The 16,293-nt window shown below is 56.2% G+C and carries 13 protein-coding genes; 5 read left to right on the top strand and 8 right to left on the bottom strand.

The annotated features are described in order from the left end of the window. Window positions 1–8: 8 nt before the first annotated feature. From tldD to csrD, 8 genes are all read right to left on the bottom strand, one after another. On the bottom strand, window positions 9–1,454 hold the full coding sequence (gene tldD / locus F0319_RS19015; protein WP_149367559.1) for a metalloprotease TldD: 1,446 nt from the start codon (window positions 1,452–1,454) through the stop codon (window positions 9–11). An 84-nt stretch (window positions 1,455–1,538) separates the two neighbouring features. Next, window positions 1,539–5,342: an AsmA2 domain-containing protein YhdP gene (gene yhdP / locus F0319_RS19010; RefSeq protein ID WP_149367558.1), complete on the bottom strand. Its 3,804-nt coding sequence runs from the start codon at window positions 5,340–5,342 to the stop codon at window positions 1,539–1,541. Between the two features lie 40 nt (window positions 5,343–5,382). Next, window positions 5,383–6,852, bottom strand: coding sequence for a ribonuclease G (rng, locus tag F0319_RS19005; RefSeq protein WP_111964993.1), 1,470 nt, complete (start codon window positions 6,850–6,852; stop codon window positions 5,383–5,385). Then, the gene (locus F0319_RS19000) at window positions 6,842–7,435 is read right to left on the bottom strand and encodes a Maf family protein (protein ID WP_111964994.1); all 594 of its coding nucleotides are present in this window, start codon (window positions 7,433–7,435) and stop codon (window positions 6,842–6,844) included. The genes rng and F0319_RS19000 overlap by 11 nt, the downstream gene beginning before the upstream one ends. Before the next feature lie 9 nt (window positions 7,436–7,444). Next, window positions 7,445–7,933: a rod shape-determining protein MreD gene (gene mreD, locus F0319_RS18995; RefSeq protein ID WP_023309399.1), complete on the bottom strand. Its 489-nt coding sequence runs from the start codon at window positions 7,931–7,933 to the stop codon at window positions 7,445–7,447. Then, complete coding sequence (mreC, locus tag F0319_RS18990) at window positions 7,933–8,949, bottom strand: rod shape-determining protein MreC (protein ID WP_023309400.1); 1,017 nt, start codon at window positions 8,947–8,949, stop codon at window positions 7,933–7,935. The genes mreD and mreC overlap by 1 nt, the downstream gene beginning before the upstream one ends. A gap of 62 nt (window positions 8,950–9,011) precedes the next feature. Beyond that, window positions 9,012–10,055, bottom strand: coding sequence for a rod shape-determining protein MreB (gene mreB, locus F0319_RS18985; RefSeq protein WP_000913396.1), 1,044 nt, complete (start codon window positions 10,053–10,055; stop codon window positions 9,012–9,014). Between the two features lie 282 nt (window positions 10,056–10,337). Then, on the bottom strand, window positions 10,338–12,278 hold the full coding sequence (csrD, locus tag F0319_RS18980) for an RNase E specificity factor CsrD (protein ID WP_149367557.1): 1,941 nt from the start codon (window positions 12,276–12,278) through the stop codon (window positions 10,338–10,340). A 183-nt stretch (window positions 12,279–12,461) separates the two neighbouring features. Between csrD and acuI the strand changes: the two genes are divergently transcribed. The 5 genes from acuI to accB all read left to right on the top strand — a co-directional run bounded on the left by acuI (window position 12,462) and on the right by accB (window position 16,285). After that, the gene (gene acuI, locus F0319_RS18975; protein ID WP_149367556.1) at window positions 12,462–13,436 is read left to right on the top strand and encodes an acrylyl-CoA reductase (NADPH); all 975 of its coding nucleotides are present in this window, start codon (window positions 12,462–12,464) and stop codon (window positions 13,434–13,436) included. A 77-nt stretch (window positions 13,437–13,513) separates the two neighbouring features. Beyond that, a complete protein-coding gene (msrP, locus tag F0319_RS18970) occupies window positions 13,514–14,515 on the top strand; it encodes a protein-methionine-sulfoxide reductase catalytic subunit MsrP (RefSeq protein ID WP_111964997.1) in 1,002 nt (333 codons plus the stop codon). After that, window positions 14,516–15,115 carry a protein-methionine-sulfoxide reductase heme-binding subunit MsrQ gene (gene msrQ, locus F0319_RS18965; protein ID WP_111964998.1) on the top strand — a complete coding sequence of 200 codons (600 nt, stop codon included), beginning with the start codon at window positions 14,516–14,518 and terminating at the stop codon, window positions 15,113–15,115. Window positions 15,116–15,349: 234 nt separating this feature from the next. After that, entirely contained in the window at window positions 15,350–15,802 is a 453-nt protein-coding gene (aroQ, locus tag F0319_RS18955; RefSeq protein WP_024906320.1) for a type II 3-dehydroquinate dehydratase, read from the top strand. A 21-nt stretch (window positions 15,803–15,823) separates the two neighbouring features. Continuing rightward, complete coding sequence (accB, locus tag F0319_RS18950) at window positions 15,824–16,285, top strand: acetyl-CoA carboxylase biotin carboxyl carrier protein (protein WP_010436174.1); 462 nt, start codon at window positions 15,824–15,826, stop codon at window positions 16,283–16,285. The last annotated feature ends 8 nt before the right edge of the window (window positions 16,286–16,293 follow it).

Genomic DNA, 16,293 nt, shown 5'->3' with positions numbered 1-16,293 from the left:
GGGAAAACTTACGCCGTGCCGCCCACCGTCAGGTTGTCCACTTTCAGCGTTGGCTGGCCCACGCCAACCGGCAGGCTCTGGCCCTCTTTACCGCAGACGCCCACGCCGTTATCCAGCTTCAGATCGTTACCGACCATCGAGATCTGCTGCATGGCTTCAATACCGGAGCCAATCAGCGTCGCACCTTTCACCGCTTTGGTCACTTTGCCCTTCTCGATCAGGTACGCTTCTGAAGTAGAGAAGACAAACTTACCGGAGGTGATGTCCACCTGGCCGCCGCCAAAGTTAGGCGCAAAGATACCGTAATCAACGGATTCGATAATCTCCTGCGGCGTGGATTTACCCGGCAGCATGTAGGTATTGGTCATACGCGGCATCGGCAGATGCGCGTAAGATTCACGGCGTCCGTTGCCCGTCGGCGCGACGCCCATCAGGCGCGCGTTGAGTTTGTCCTGCATGTAGCCTTTCAGCACGCCATTTTCGATCAGCACGTTGTACTGGCCGGGCGTACCTTCATCGTCGATAGCCACCGAGCCGCGACGGTCAAGCATGGTGCCGTCATCCACCACGGTGCACAGTTCAGAGGAGACAAGCTGCCCGATCTGACCGCTGAAGACCGACGTCCCGCGACGGTTAAAGTCGCCTTCCAGGCCGTGGCCTACCGCCTCGTGCAGCAGCACGCCCGGCCAGCCAGCACCCAGCACCACCGGGAATGAGCCCGCCGGCGCCGCGACGGCATTCAGATTCACCAGCGCCATGCGCACGGCTTCTTTTGCCCACGCGTCAGCGCGCGCTTCACCGTCAACATCGCCCAGGAACCAGTCATAGCCGAAACGACCGCCGCCACCGCTTGAGCCGCGCTCGCGTTTACCATCATCGTCGACCTGCACGCTGATGGAGAGACGTACCAGCGGGCGAACGTCTGCCGCCAGAGTGCCGTCCGTTGCCGCCACCAGAATCAGTTCATACACACCGCTCAGGCTGGCTGAAACTTCCTGCACGCGTTTATCCGCCGCACGGGCGACTTTGTCCACGCGACGCAGGATATCCAGCTTCTCTTCACGGCTCATGCTTTGCAGAGGATCGATGCTGGTATAGAGCGCAGAGTGCTGCACTTCTCCAAGGGTTTTCACGCGACCATCGCCGGTATCACGCACAATGGTGCGCGCGGCCTGCGCGCTCTGCTCAAGTGCAGCCAGGCTAATCTGATCGGCATAGGCAAAACCGGTTTTCTCGCCGCTGACGGCGCGGACGCCGACGCCCTGGTCGATGTTGTAAGAGCCATCTTTAATGATGCTGTCTTCTAAAACCCAGGATTCGTGATAGCTCGACTGGAAATAAAGGTCGCCGTAGTCGAGACGGCGTTCGGTCAGTTGACCAAGAATGGAGAACAGGTCCTGATGATTCAGGCCGTTCGCTGCGAGCAAATGTTCACTTACCAGGTTCAGACTCATCGTAATGCTACTCGTTCGTTGCCGCCCGTGGCGGTATAAAGATCGTATTTATTGAGAGTGAGGCAATTACCTGCCCACGTCAAATCATTGCTGTGCATCTTTGCGCGGCTGGCGCAGCACCTCGTTAATCTGCGGTTTATCGACCGGACCGGTAATGCGGTAGCGCAGAATGGAGACCTTGCTCCACAGCGGCCCCAGCACTTTGCTGGCGGCAAACACCGCCGCACCGACAATCGGGTTCACCACAAAGGCCGCCGCAACGCCCACGCTCGCGGAAATTTCCGGTGCCACTACGGCTTCCATATCCAATTCGCGGCGCACGAGGTTGACTGAGCCTTTCATGGCGATATCTGCTTCCAGGCCATCCACCAGCGTATCGTCCGTATGCAGAACGCCGTCCTTAATCCATGCCGTACTGCGGATGGAATCGTAGTAGAAACCTTCGCTGAACGTATCGCTGAAATCGAAGCGCAGCTTGCGCAGCAGCGCATCAAAACTCAGCAGGCGCAGGATCTGCCCGGCGCGCCCCGTGCTCACGTCGGCGATCTCACCTTTACCAAAGTGGGTTTTCAGAATGCCGTTCAGCGAGGCCTCATCCGGCTTCCACGGAGCGTCGCGCCAGTGAAGATCGTAATTAACATCAAATGACGAACCGCGCAGCGGCGTGCTGATACCAAAGAAATTGGCTGCCGCATCCAGCTTGTTGCCTTTAATGTCGCCCTTGAGGGACGTTCGCTGCTCGCCCGGGTTATTCACCCACTCCCCTGCGGCCGTCATGCGGCCAAAGCCGGTATCAACCAGGCCACCGGAGAGCGTAAGCGTGTTGGCCTGAATAGTGAAATCACCGTCAATACGGCCATATTTCTGCCCCCACAGCCAGCACTCAGCGCAGCGCAGCTGGAGATCGGGCCAGCCGCTAAAATCGACGCGGGAGGCATTACTCAGCGGAGACGCTTCTGCCGGTTTATCTTTCCCGCTCGTGGCGCTTGCCGGGTTGTAGTAGAGATAGCGAATCGCCGCCTGCCATGGCGCGTGATTGCGCATGGTCAAAGTACCGTTGATCTCTCTGCCCTGGGCCTCTACCTTCGTGCCGTTAGCGCCAGGCTGCGAGACGATGCTCAGGTTGTTCCACTGCTGCCCGCCCAGCATCAGCGAAGGCGTACGTACGGTAATGGTTTGCGGGAACTGGGCGGTTTCATCAACGTTTTGTCCAACGCCTTTCTGGAACAGCGCTAGCCACTCTGCACCGTCCATCGGTGGGAGATTCAGCTCAACGCCCGTCTGCTCCGGCAGCGGCGGCGTGGAGCGGCTATCCGTTGTCCAGATGGCTTTGTCGAGGGTGAGCTTGCGGTTAAGCAACCAGCGGCTGTTGAAGTGGTTTGTCCCGCCCGCGCTGCCGGTCAGTGCGAAGCTGTTCAGGTTGCCATCGACGTTCAGCTTTACCGGCAGCGGCTGTCCGGCCTGTTTATCCAGCGGCGCTGGCAGCTGGCTTCGAATATTCTTCAGGTCACCCGTGATGTCGACCTTATACTGGGCTCCAGCGTGATAAGGCAGGTCGATTGCCACTTTACCCTGCCAGGCGACCGCGCCATCCACCGACGCCTCAATGGGCTTCGGCAGGACGTCCATACGCGCTGGCTGCCAGTTACCGTCCAGATTGACGGCCACCTGATACGCCTTTTCACCCTCTGTGGTCGTGAAGTCGATATTCACGGGCTGATTAAACCAGCTGGCGGTAAGCGGCTCGCTCTTCAGGTTACCGTTCTCAAAGCTGAACTGCCCGCTGAGATTTTTCAGGGTGCTCTCAAGGGGTTTGATGAACAGACTGTTGTTCTTCAGACGGACGTCGCCTTTCGCGGTGGTCATCTCACCGTCCAGCGGGATATCAAGATGTAAGCGAGCATTCACATCACCATCAAGCTGGAGCTGCTGAAGCGTCGCGGCCAGCGACTCTTTGAGAGGGGTCTCCTCAAAGTACGGTCCCACCGCCTTGCCGGGACCGTTGATGTCGGCATCAATCAGCAGCTTCTCTTTTGAGTAGTCCGGAATGTTGGCCGTCAGGTTGCTGGCCGTCACGCCGCCCAGCGCCACGCTGTCGGACTTCATCCACAGGCCGTCATTGAGGAAATTAAGTTCGATATCCAGGTTTTTCAGCGCGGGCCAGCCCGGCTGGAACGCGAAAGTGGCGTCATGCAGCGGCACCAGAACCTGGAACTGACCTTCATTATGTTTGTACGGGAACAGATGGGGATTACCGCCGTAAACCAGCGTGGCATTATCCGCCTGACCGCCCTGAATGGCACCGCTCAGATAGTCTACCAGCGCTTTCCCCATCAGGTTTTCCGGGAAATAGCGCCAGGCCTGGGAGCCGTCATCGGTACTGATCCCGGCCAGAATCCCCAGCCATGGCTCATCGCCTTCAGGCTGCAGATAGCGAAAATCGCCGCGCGCGTGCACCGCTTTCGCTTTGACGTCGATATGCCGGCCATCGAGCTGGAAACCCTTATCGTTACGGAGCCAGTTAAGCACTGCGTTGCCCTGTTCGATTTCCAGCGGCGCACGGAAGACCGTCTCGTAAGGCATTTTGGCGTCGTGCATATCAACCGTCAGCCTGCCGTTCTCCACGCTGCCTTCCAGCTTGCCGCTAAAGTGCTCCGCCCCCGGCAGCAGCTTCCACTGCTTCCAGGCAAGATCTTTCCATGTCGCCTGGAAACGGGTTTTTTCCGTCGCCTGAAGTGGGATATCCAGCGCCAGAGAATCAATCTTTCCGCTCGGCTGCGTAGCCAGCCAGATCTCGCCCAGGTCAGGAGAGAGCTTTGCCGCCATCGAGCGTAGCCCTTCAATGGCGGCCAAATCCAGGTTACTGGCACGGATGCGCAGCTCGTCGCTGCGTTTACTGGCCGTGCCGCCAACGTCCTGCTCCGGCATCCAGGCCAGCGTCAGCGCACCGCGCGGCCACGGCTTGCCATCCATCGTGATGCGCGTATCGGGAATGGCAAACTGCCAGCCCTCTTTCTCCTGCGTCACGTGGGCGGTGAGGTTATCGACGGAAAGCTGATGCTGTTGTTTTTCGCCTTCCCAGCTCGCGCCCCCCTGCTTGAGCCAGATATCACCGCTGGCAAATTCGCCTTTCGTCAGGGTCAACCAGCCCTCAAGGCTGAAGCGGGCCGTTTCCAGCTGCATGTTTTGCTGGAGCCAGTCGCCAAGCCACGGCTTGACGTCCACATCGTCGGCCTGCAGCCAGACTTTGCCGTTATTTAACAGGCCGTCATCGTCGCGCAGATCCATGCGCACCTGCATCACGCCGTGCTGGCCGTTCAGGCTTGAGAGATTGACCTGCCCCTCGGCGCGGTGCCGATCCTTACCGTTAAGCCAGGTAAGCTGCGGGATCGCCAGCTCGGCGCGCTGCCCGGAAAGGGTAATAAAGCTCACTTCGCTGTCGCGCAGATCGAAATGATCGAACTGGCGGAGGAAAAGATCGCTGAAGCGGTTAGCTTCAAGGCCCTGACCGCTATCGCCGCCAGACAGCGGCGTATTGGTCAGAAACTGGAGCTGATAAAAGGTGAGATCGCGAAACTGCCAGCGCAGATGCAGCAGGCTTTGCCAGACGTCCAGCGCCAGGGTCACGCGTTTGATTTTCAGGTAGCCGCCATCTTTCAGGCTGGCGTTGATATCCCGGACATCGAGCGTCGGGCCAAAATTCTGCCAGTTAGCGCTAACCTGACTTACGTTCACCGGCACGCCGGTGGTGGATTCGATTTTCGCCAGCAGCTGCGGACGCCAGCTGTCCAGATGCGGTAAAACGAGGCGTAGCCCGCTCACGAGCAACGCGACAATCACGACCAGCGTTGCCCCTGTAAGCAATAAAATCCCCGGCAATCGCCTCACGCATCTCTCCTTGTCAGCTTCGTCACGCAGCGTACTGCGCTTACATCATCACGACGTCAAACTGCTCCTGGTTATAGAGCGGTTCAATTTGTACTTTTACCTGTTTGCCGACAAAGATTTCCACTTCCGCCAGCGCGTGTGACTCTTCGCCTTTCAGCGCTTCAGCCACCGCAGGGGAAGCATAGACCAGAAAACGATCGGAGTCGTAGGCATGATGAACACGGACGATTTCACGCATAATTTCGTAGCAGACGGTCTCAACCGTCTTTACCGTTCCGCGTCCATGGCAGGTTGGGCATTCATTGCACAGCACATGCTCCACGCTCTCGCGGGTACGCTTACGCGTCATTTCCACCAGCCCCAGCTGTGAGAAGCCGTTAATGCTGGTTTTCACGCGGTCTTTGCTCAGCGCCTGCTCAAGCGAGTGCAGCACGCGGCGACGGTGGTCTTCATTACTCATATCGATGAAGTCGATAATGATAATGCCGCCCAGATTGCGCAGACGAAGCTGGCGCGCAATGGCCTGAGTGGCTTCGATGTTGGTGTTGAAGATGGTGTCATCCAGGTTGCGATGACCGACAAAAGCGCCGGTGTTGATATCGACGGTAGTCATCGCTTCGGTCTGATCGATGATTAGATAGCCGCCTGACTTCAGCTCGACCTTACGCTCCAGGGCACGCTGGATCTCGTTTTCGACATCATAGAGATCGAAGATCGGCTGACGCCCGGTGTAGTGCTCCAGCAGTCCAGGCATCTCAGGGATATATTCGGCGGTAAACTCGAGCAGGGCCTCGTACGTCAGACGAGAGTCCACGCGAATACGGTCGAGCTGCGCGTCGGCAAAGTCACGCAGAACGCGCTGCGCCAGCGCCAGCTCACCATAAAGCTGATAGCGGGTCTGGTTGCGTTTTTTACGCTCCATCACTTTTGTCCAGACGCGCTTCAGGTAAGCCGCATCCGACGCCAGGTCTTCCTCGCTGATCCCTTCCGCGGCGGTACGGATGATAAATCCGCCCTGTTCATCGCAGTAGGCGCTGACCACTTTCTTCAGACGCTCGCGCTCGGTTTCGCTCTCAATACGCTGCGAAACGCCCACGTGCGACGCGCCGGGCATAAAGACCAGATAGCGGGAAGGTAAGGTGATGTCGGTGGTCAGACGGGCGCCTTTGGTACCGAGGGGATCTTTCACCACCTGCACCATCAGATCCTGTCCCTGACGCACCAGTTCAGAAATGTCGCGCACGGCAAACTGCTTTTGCTCTTCGCCTGCGACGCACTCGGTGTGCGGCATGATATCGGAGGCATGTAAAAATGCCGCCTTATCGAGTCCAATATCTACAAAAGCCGCCTGCATACCCGGTAGTACACGACTGACACGACCTTTGTAGATATTGCCTACTATTCCGCGCCGCGCTTCACGCTCAATATGAATTTCCTGAAGAATGCCACCATCAATATAGGCCACACGGGTTTCCGATGGCGTTACGTTTACCAACAATTCAGCCGTCATAATTATCCCTTCCCTCACGCAGTGAGTTAAAATTGCTCAGCAACTCATACGTTTCCACCAGCGGTAAGCCGACTACGGCGTGATAGCTGCCATGAATCTTCCTGACAAAACAGCCACCCAGCCCCTGAATACCGTATGCACCTGCTTTATCCATTGGTTCACCGCTGGCAATATAAGCGGCAATGTCGTCGTCGGTAAGTACTCTGAACGTCACTTCTGTCACCACCAGGCAATCCAGCACGTGCTGGCTGTCAGCCAGCGCGACGGCCGTCATCACCTGATGCGTTTGTCCGGACAATTTGCGCAGCATGCGCGCTGCATGATCGGCGTCGTGCGGTTTCTCCAGCACTTCACCGTTCAGGATAACGATGGTATCTGCTCCCAGCACGGGAAGATCGCGTGGCACACTGGCCACGCCCGCCTGCGCTTTCTCGCGCGCCAGGCGAGACACGTACTGTTGAGCGCTTTCGCCCTCAGCACGTTTTTCTTCAATGCCGGTAACGATGCGTTCAAAAGAGACCCCTAGCTGCGTCAGGAGTTCCTGACGGCGCGGGGAGCCGGAAGCGAGATACAAAGACGTCATAGAAACCTTTTATTGCACAGCAAACTGCTGGCGAACCTTACGCATCAGCAGGAATAACCATGGCCAGAGCACACCGTTTACTACACTACTCCAGAATACTTCCGGTCGGAAAGAGACGTTGATCACTAAAAACTCTGCCCAGAAAACAACGATATCCGCAGCGAGCGACAATAGCATCACAACCAGGGCCTGTTGCCAGAGCGCAAGGTTACGGAAGAGCTGGAATTTGAGTGCGACGAGGTACGCAATAATGCTCATGGACAAGGCGCGCACGCCAAGCGTAGAGCCGCTAATGAGATCCAGTATGGCACCCATCACGAAACCCGTGCCGACATTTACGCGATGCGGCAGGGCAAGGATCCAGTAGAGTAAAATGAGCAATACCCAGTTTGGCCGGAAAACGAGAATGTCATCCGGCCAGGGCATAACCTGCAGTAACAGTGCAATAAGAAACGAGAGCCAGATGACCCAGCGTCCCTGGCTACGATAGCTTGCCACTACTGCCCTCCCGAAGAGAGTTTAGGCGGTGGCGGCGCATCCGGCAGCGGCTGCGTTAACCCGGTTGCCGGCGCCGGGACTGGCGCAGGCGGCCCCATGGAATCCGCAGGCGGAAGAACCTGCGGCATCATCTGCATCAGGCGCTCGTTTGCTACGCGATGGACCTCTTCAGGCGTCATCGGGTTAGCCCCGTTACGATCGGCACCCCACAGCAGCAACAGATAGCGCAGACGCTGCAAACCAGCAGTTGGACGCGCCTGAATCACGGTATAGGCACGCTGGGTATCCAGCTTGACCGAAGAGACCACCGCAACCGGATAACCTTCAGGGAAGCGTCCACCCAGACCAGACGTCACCAGCACGTCGCCTACGCGGATATCCGTGTTAGCCGGCAGGTGTTCCAGCTGCAGGTCGTCCGTACAACCGTTACCGGCCGCGATCACGCGGATGTCGTTGCGCAGGACCTGGATCGGCAGCGCATGCGTGGCGTCGCAAATCAGCAGCACGCGGCTGGTCAGTTTGGCGACGGCAACAACCTGGCCAACTACGCCTTTATCACTGATAACTGGCTGGCCTTCATACACCCCGTTGACGCTCCCTTTGTCGATCACAACCTGATCGCTGTAAGGGTCGTTCACGGTGGAGATCACCTGCGTGACCATCTTCTGCTCATCCTGACGCAGCGGCGAGCCGAGCAGTTCACGCAGTCGCGCGTTTTCCTGCTTGTATTGCCCCAGCATCAGCAGTTCGCTGTTTTTCAGCAACAGTTCCTGACGTAATGCCCGGTTTTCGAGTTCGAGTTGGTCGCGTGAAGACAGCGTTTGAGAAACGGAGTCGAGCAGTTCACGGGGACCATTTGAAACAAAGTAGAAAGGACTGACGGCGGTATCCATGTACGTTCTGATCTGGCTGAACGTACCGAGGCGGCTATCGGCAATAATGACCCCAAGCGCAACCAGAACCGCCAGAATAAGGCGAAACTGTAGCGATGGGCCACGGCTAAAAATTGGCTTCATAGGCTATGCGTATTCTCGCGTCAGAGAGAAAGGGTAGCAAATTGCTACCCTCTCAAACTCGACTACTCTTCGCTGAACAAATCGCCGCCGTGCATGTCGATCATTTCCAGCGCCTTGCCACCACCACGGGCGACGCAAGTCAGTGGATCTTCTGCAACTACGACAGGAATACCTGTCTCTTCCATTAACAGGCGGTCGAGGTTACGCAGCAGCGCACCACCACCGGTCAGAACCATACCGCGCTCGGAGATATCGGACGCCAGCTCTGGTGGACACTGTTCCAGCGCGACCATTACCGCGCTCACGATGCCCGTCAGTGGTTCCTGCAGTGCTTCCAGAATTTCGTTGGAGTTCAGGGTGAAACCGCGTGGAACACCCTCAGCCAGGTTACGCCCACGTACTTCGATCTCACGCACTTCATCGCCCGGATACGCAGAGCCGATTTCATGTTTGATACGCTCTGCGGTGGCTTCACCGATCAGAGAGCCGTAGTTACGGCGCACATAATTAATGATGGCTTCGTCGAAGCGGTCACCACCGATACGTACGGAAGAGGAGTACACCACGCCGTTCAGAGAGATAACGGCCACTTCAGTGGTACCACCACCGATATCCACCACCATGGAACCGGTCGCTTCAGACACAGGCAGACCTGCACCGATTGCCGCCGCCATTGGCTCTTCAATCAGGAACACTTCACGCGCACCTGCACCCTGGGCAGATTCACGGATTGCGCGACGTTCTACCTGGGTTGCGCCAACCGGTACACACACCAGAACACGCGGGCTTGGACGCATGAAGCTGTTGCTGTGAACCTGCTTGATGAAGTGCTGAAGCATTTTTTCAGTCACGAAGAAGTCGGCGATAACACCGTCTTTCATTGGGCGGATAGCGGCAATGTTGCCTGGGGTACGACCCAGCATCTGCTTCGCGTCATGACCCACTGCGGCCACGCTTTTTGGCGAGCCTGCACGATCCTGACGAATGGCCACAACGGAAGGCTCATTCAATACGATGCCTTGTCCTTTTACATAAATAAGGGTATTCGCGGTACCCAGGTCAATGGACAGGTCATTGGAAAACATGCCACGAAATTTTTTCAACATACTAAGGGATAATCCTGAAAGCTGGGGCGGAAAACAAAATCCGCTTACTTTACCAACCACACGCAGCAGCGACAAGGCGCAAAAATCATCTGCAACGGTGAAAATTTATGCAGTACGTTTCCTGATGTTACAAAATCATCCCCTGACTCCTTCAGGGCTGAGTAAACAGTTGCGTTCCCCACTGACGTTTGTAACCCATTAAAGGTCGTTCACTGGCTTTTTGCTCGACATACTCAAAGCTACAGGCGCGATATTCTACGTGAAAACAGCGTAAACGGCAGGTCAAACAGAGTATCTTTGCAAATATTTTTTCACGTTGGTGTCAAGCGGTTGAGAGGCAGCAAAAAAATCCCCCTGACCACCCATCACGCCGCGCGCTGTTAACATCTGCCATTCGCTTCTGGAGCGCACGCCCGTGGCAAACACTTGTGTTCGCGTTCCCTTGCATGCTTCTACCAGACTCTGTACCAGAAGCTGGTTTTCCGTACGCTTCTCGATATTCCTTACCAGCCCCGGATGTAGCTTTAATAACTCCACATCCAGTTCCTTGATCCAGTTGGTACTGACCAGCGTTAAACCAGCCTGCGTCACCGCTACACGCGCACCGAGCGCATTGATCAAACGTACCACCGGACGTAACCGGCTGATGTGTTGACCTACATCGGCCTCAGCAAGTTCAAAAATAATGTGTTTGCGCTGTGATTTTTCGCATTGCATTAATGTATCACGTAGCCAGCGCTGAAAACGTGGGCGTATTAACGACTCAACGGTGACCTGTAACGCCAGGTTTTCTTCAGGCCAGAAGGATAAAAACGGAATCAGCCGGGTAATTTGCTGGCGGTCATACTCTTCGGACAGCCCAAATTGCAGCACCATCGGCAGATATTCCGCAGAGATGACCTCTTCGGTACCGTCAAAAATACGACACATCAGTTCACGGTGATGAACATTGCCGTTTTTCATCACCGCGGGTTTTTGATAAATACGCGGTCCGCCGCGGCTAAGCATTTGCTCAATCAGCGTTCGCCAGCGCACGTTGCCGCGTCCTTTTTCCGGCAGCGAGTCATCATACACTGCCCATCCGTTCGCCCCCTGTAAGACGGCGTTGCGGGTAGCGGCTTCCGCATGTTCCATTACCTGTTCTGTCGATTGTCCGCCACGCCAGGCGCAGATCCCCATATGGACCATATCGTCCCTGTCGAGCATTTTGCTCTGCGGCAGCGCATCGACCGCCTTCAGCAGTTGGCTGGCTATGCTTTCCGACTCCTTCAGCGTACGGTGCGGCAGTAACACGGCAAAGTCACTGCGGTGATAGCGGGCCAGTAATGCCCCCGGGTAGCGCATAATAAAGGTGGAGAGCAGGTTGATTAGCGTAAAGAGATTTTCTTCCGCGGCCCGCTGTCCCCAGGTGTCGCGCAGGAGATCGAAATCGGGCAGGCGAATCATCATCACTACCCCATGTGTCCCCACTTTTTCTGAATCGTCGAGCAGCGTGGCCAGCTGATTATCAAAGAAAAGACGGTTGTTAAGGCCAGTTTTATTATCCTGCGCTGCATAAGAACGGATCAGCGTATCCATACGGCTGCGCTGGTCGCTGGCAAACTGGACTTCGGAGAGCAAGGTATCCAGCGCGCTGCTGGCGCGTGAAGGCCATTCATGAACCGAGCCACGAACCTGCGGGCCGCGTTCACCGTTCAGGATACGTACGGAGCGCATCTCCAGCAGCTCCTGGCCGGAGAGCTGGCGGCGCAGCCAGCGGACCGCGAGAAAGATCAGCAGGACGATAAACGCCACCGCGGCGGTGAGCGGCGCGGTGGTCATCATGGATCGGAAATAGCTGGCCATCGGATCGAGATAGACCATGCGTATGGTCATCCCTGGATTTTTGAGGGAATGCACCGTTACTTCCCGATACTGGCTCACCACGCCCGCAGGTCGATAGCTCCCAGGCCGTTCATGGCTTAAAACACGATGCTTTCCCTGCTGAATGTCGATCTGAACAATATCAACAGGTACCATCAACTCATCAAGCTCACTGGTAAGCGTTGGTAGCGGCGTCGTTAGCAGACGCGTATCAATCACCGACGCGACAGACTGTACCCGGTTGACCAGTTTGTCCTGAATGGCGTTGTAAAAGCTGAGAGAGCAGCCCAGAAGGGTGACAAAAATGGTAAGACCCGTCAGCAACGTGATAAAAGCTGAGAACTTCGTCGTTAATCGCATCCTTGAGATTACTCCGTGGGTTGATGGGGGTAGCGAGTAAGCGCTAACTTGCATTTCAAATGCGGCATACTACCAAATCGGGTGTATCTGGCAATTTATTGCGTTAAATCGGCACTGCGTTTCCCTGAGCGAGTATAGTCTTCAGAAATTATTTTCCAATCATATGAGTCGAGAGGACCCCGTATGCAGGCTTTGATCTTAGAACAGCAGGACGGCAAAACGCTCGCCTCAGTGCAGCCGGTAGAAGAGAGCCGCCTGCCGGAAGGCGAAGTAACCGTCGACATCGACTGGTCCAGTTTAAATTATAAAGATGCGCTGGCTATTACAGGTAAGGGTAAAATCATCCGAAATTTCCCTATGGTGCCTGGTATTGATTTCGCGGGCCGGGTTCATACCAGCGAGGATCCGCGCTTCCATCCGGGCCAGCAGGTGCTGCTCACCGGCTGGGGTGTGGGTGAAAATCACTGGGGTGGGCTGGCCACGCAGGCGCGCGTGAAGGGCGACTGGCTGGTGCCGATGCCGAAAGGCATGGATGGCCGCAAGGCGATGATCGTCGGTACAGCAGGCTTTACCGCCATGCTGTGCGTGATGGCGCTGGAAGATGCGGGTATCCGCCCTGAGTCGGGTGACATTGTCGTCACCGGCGCCAGCGGCGGCGTGGGCAGCACGGCTGTCACGCTGCTCCACAAGCTGGGCTATCAGGTCGCTGCGGTTTCCGGCCGTGAAAGCACCCATGACTATCTGCGCCAGCTCGGTGCAAACCGCATTCTCAGCCGTGACGAATTCGCTGAAACCCGTCCGCTGGAAAAACAGGTCTGGGCAGGGGCTGTGGATACCGTAGGTGATAAGGTGCTGGCAAAAGTCCTGGCGCAGATGAACTACGGCGGCTGCGTGGCAGCCTGCGGTCTGGCGGGCGGATTTGCCCTGCCAACCACCGTGATGCCGTTTATTCTGCGTAACGTCCGCCTGCAGGGCGTGGATTCCGTGATGACCCCTGCGGCTCGTCGCCATGAAGCCTGGGAACGGCTGGTGCGCGATCTGCCGGAATCTTTCTATACCCAGAGCGCGACGGAGATAAACCTGAGCCAGGCGCCGGAATACGCCTCTAAGATCATGGACAACCAGTTCCACGGCCGCGCGCTGGTGAAAATCGCCTAATCTTCAAATTTTCGTGACATATTCGCGCGAATCCCTCTCCTCCGTCATGCTTAGGAAAACGCATGACGGAGGATGCCATGAAAAACCGAAAACTGACGGAAGCCGACGTAACGTCTGAGTCTGTCTTTATGCTACAGCGCCGCCAGATCCTGAAAATGCTTGGCATCAGCGCCACCGCGCTCTCGCTCTCGCCTTCGGCTCACGCCGACCTGCTCGACTGGTTTAAAGGCAACGATCGGCCAAAGGCTCCTTCCGGCGCCCCGCTCACCTTTACGAAACCGGCTGAATGGCAAAACAAACTGACGCTTACGCCGGAAGATAAAGTCACCGGCTACAACAACTTCTACGAATTTGGTCTCGACAAGGCCGATCCTGCCGCCAACGCGGGAAGCCTCAAAACCGATCCGTGGACGCTGAAGATTGATGGCGAAGTGGCGAAACCCCTGACGCTGGACCACCACGATCTCACCACCCGTTTCCCGCTAGAAGAGCGTATATATCGCATGCGCTGCGTGGAAGCCTGGTCGATGGTTGTGCCCTGGGTCGGCTTCCCGCTGCATAAATTGCTGGCGATGGTTGAGCCCACCAGCAATGCAAAATATGTCGCCTTCCAGACGCGCTATGCGCCGGACGAAATGCCCGGGCAGAAAGATCGGTTTATCGGCGGCGGGCTTGATTATCCGTATGTAGAAGGGTTACGTCTCGACGAAGCTATGCACCCCCTCACCCTGCTGACCGTCGGCGTTTACGGCAAGGCGCTTCCGCCGCAGAACGGTGCCCCCATCCGTTTAACCGTACCGTGGAAATATGGCTTCAAAGGGATTAAATCTATCGTCAGCATTAAGCTTACCCGTGAGCGGCCGCCAACCACCTGGAATCTGGCGGCCCCGGACGAATACGGTTTCTTCGCCAACGTGAACCCGCATGTGGATCATCCGCGCTGGTCGCAAGCGACCGAGCGGTTTATTGGTTCCGGCGGTGCGCTGGACGTGAAGCGCCAGCCGACGCTGCTGTTTAACGGTTATGCGGATGAAGTGGCCTCGCTTTATCGTGGTCTCAACTTACGGGAGAACTTCTGAGTGCGTCTAACGGCAAAACAGATTACCTGGCTGAAAGTGCTTCTGCACCTGGCCGGGGTACTTCCTTTTATTTGGCTGTTCTGGGCCGCCAGTCAGGGGCTCTTTAGCGCAGACCCGGCCAAGGATATCCAGCATTTTACCGGTCGGATGGCTCTGAAATTTTTGCTGGCCACCTTGCTCGTCTCGCCGCTGGCGCGCTACGCTAAACAGCCCTTATTGATACGCACCCGTCGGCTGTTAGGGCTATGGTGTTTTGCCTGGGCAACGCTGCACCTTACCAGCTATGCCCTGCTGGAACTGGGAATTAACAATCTGGCGCTGCTTGGCCGCGAACTGGTGACACGCCCTTATCTGACGCTGGGCATCGTGAGCTGGGTGGTTTTACTGGCGTTAGCGCTAACCTCCACGCAATATGCACAGCGAAAACTGGGCAGGCGCTGGCAGCTGCTGCACAACTTCGTCTATCTTGTCGCGATCCTCGCTCCCATTCATTACCTGTGGTCAGTGAAGATCCTCTCCCCGCAGCCGGTCCTGTACGCACTGGCCGCCGTGGCGCTTTTAGCATGGCGTTACAAGAAGTTCCGTCAGTGGTTGCGATAGTTCGCGAAACTGTGCGTTTTCCCGCAGATTACCGGTCAACCGCAAATCTTTTTCGGATAGCGGTTGATAATCTTCCCTGATAAGACCAGTATTTAGCTGCTAAATGCTACGAAATCGTTATAATGTGCGACCTTGGTTCGCCCGACAGCGGTTTTAAGCCTCTGAAAAGGTGACATTTGCGTTTCGAAGGTATATTTTGTTTTTTACCCGAAAATCGCAGGAGATAGCGGCATAATGACTGATAAGTTCCATATCTTAGTTTTGAACGGACCGAACCTGAACATGCTCGGCACCCGTGAGCCAGAGAAGTACGGCACGCTGACATTGAGTGAAATTGTTAACCGTCTTGGAACGGAAGCAGCGTCGCTGAATGTGGATTTGGATCATTTTCAGTCGAATGCGGAGTACGCAATCATCGACCGTATTCATCAGGCTAAAGACAATGTGGACTATATCCTGATCAATCCGGCCGCGTTTACGCACACCAGTGTTGCTATCCGCGACGCACTGCTCGCGGTGAGTATCCCGTTTATCGAGATCCACCTGAGTAACGTGCACGCCCGAGAGCCGTTCCGCCACCATTCGTATCTGTCAGATATCGCTGCTGGCGTTATCTGTGGACTGGGCGCTGACGGCTATTCATACGCTTTACAGACAGCGGTAAAACGCTTGTCACAATCACACTAAACAAGAGTACGGAACCCACTCATGGATATTCGTAAGATTAAAAAACTGATCGAGCTGGTTGAAGAATCAGGCATCTCCGAACTGGAAATTTCTGAAGGCGAAGAGTCTGTACGCATCAGCCGTGCAGCCCCAGCCGCTAGCTTCCCGGTAATGCAGCAGGCTTATGCTGCGCCAGTGCAGCAGCCTGCGCTCTCCGCAGCCGTTGCACCAGCAGCTGAAGCCGCACCTGCCGCTGCAGCAGAAATCAGTGGTCACATCGTACGTTCCCCAATGGTTGGTACTTTCTACCGCACCCCGAGCCCTGACGCGAAGGCGTTCATCGAAGTGGGTCAGAAAGTCAACGTCGGCGATACCCTGTGCATCGTTGAAGCGATGAAAATGATGAACCAGATCGAAGCAGACAAATCAGGTACTGTGAAAGCGATTCTGGTCGAAAGTGGTCAGCCGGTTGAATTTGACGAGCCGCTGGTCGTCATCGAGTAACGAGGCGT

The organism is Enterobacter vonholyi (genome assembly GCF_008364555.1).
Taxonomy (GTDB): Bacteria; Pseudomonadota; Gammaproteobacteria; order Enterobacterales; family Enterobacteriaceae; genus Enterobacter; species Enterobacter vonholyi.
This window is presented reverse-complemented; position numbering and strand designations above follow the sequence as displayed.

Excerpts from the sequence above, each read along its gene's own strand:
- msrP (WP_111964997.1), top strand. The coding sequence starts at position 13,514 with ATGAAAAACCGAAAACTGACGGAAGCCGACGTAACGTCTGAGTCTGTC.
- rng (WP_111964993.1), bottom strand. The coding sequence starts at position 6,852 with ATGACGGCTGAATTGTTGGTAAACGTAACGCCATCGGAAACCCGTGTG.
- csrD (WP_149367557.1), bottom strand. The coding sequence starts at position 12,278 with ATGCGATTAACGACGAAGTTCTCAGCTTTTATCACGTTGCTGACGGGT.
- acuI (WP_149367556.1), top strand. The coding sequence starts at position 12,462 with ATGCAGGCTTTGATCTTAGAACAGCAGGACGGCAAAACGCTCGCCTCA.
- accB (WP_010436174.1), top strand. The coding sequence starts at position 15,824 with ATGGATATTCGTAAGATTAAAAAACTGATCGAGCTGGTTGAAGAATCA.
- tldD (WP_149367559.1), bottom strand. The coding sequence starts at position 1,454 with ATGAGTCTGAACCTGGTAAGTGAACATTTGCTCGCAGCGAACGGCCTG.
- mreB (WP_000913396.1), bottom strand. The coding sequence starts at position 10,055 with ATGTTGAAAAAATTTCGTGGCATGTTTTCCAATGACCTGTCCATTGAC.
- F0319_RS19000 (WP_111964994.1), bottom strand. The coding sequence starts at position 7,435 with ATGACGTCTTTGTATCTCGCTTCCGGCTCCCCGCGCCGTCAGGAACTC.
- mreC (WP_023309400.1), bottom strand. The coding sequence starts at position 8,949 with ATGAAGCCAATTTTTAGCCGTGGCCCATCGCTACAGTTTCGCCTTATT.
- aroQ (WP_024906320.1), top strand. The coding sequence starts at position 15,350 with ATGACTGATAAGTTCCATATCTTAGTTTTGAACGGACCGAACCTGAAC.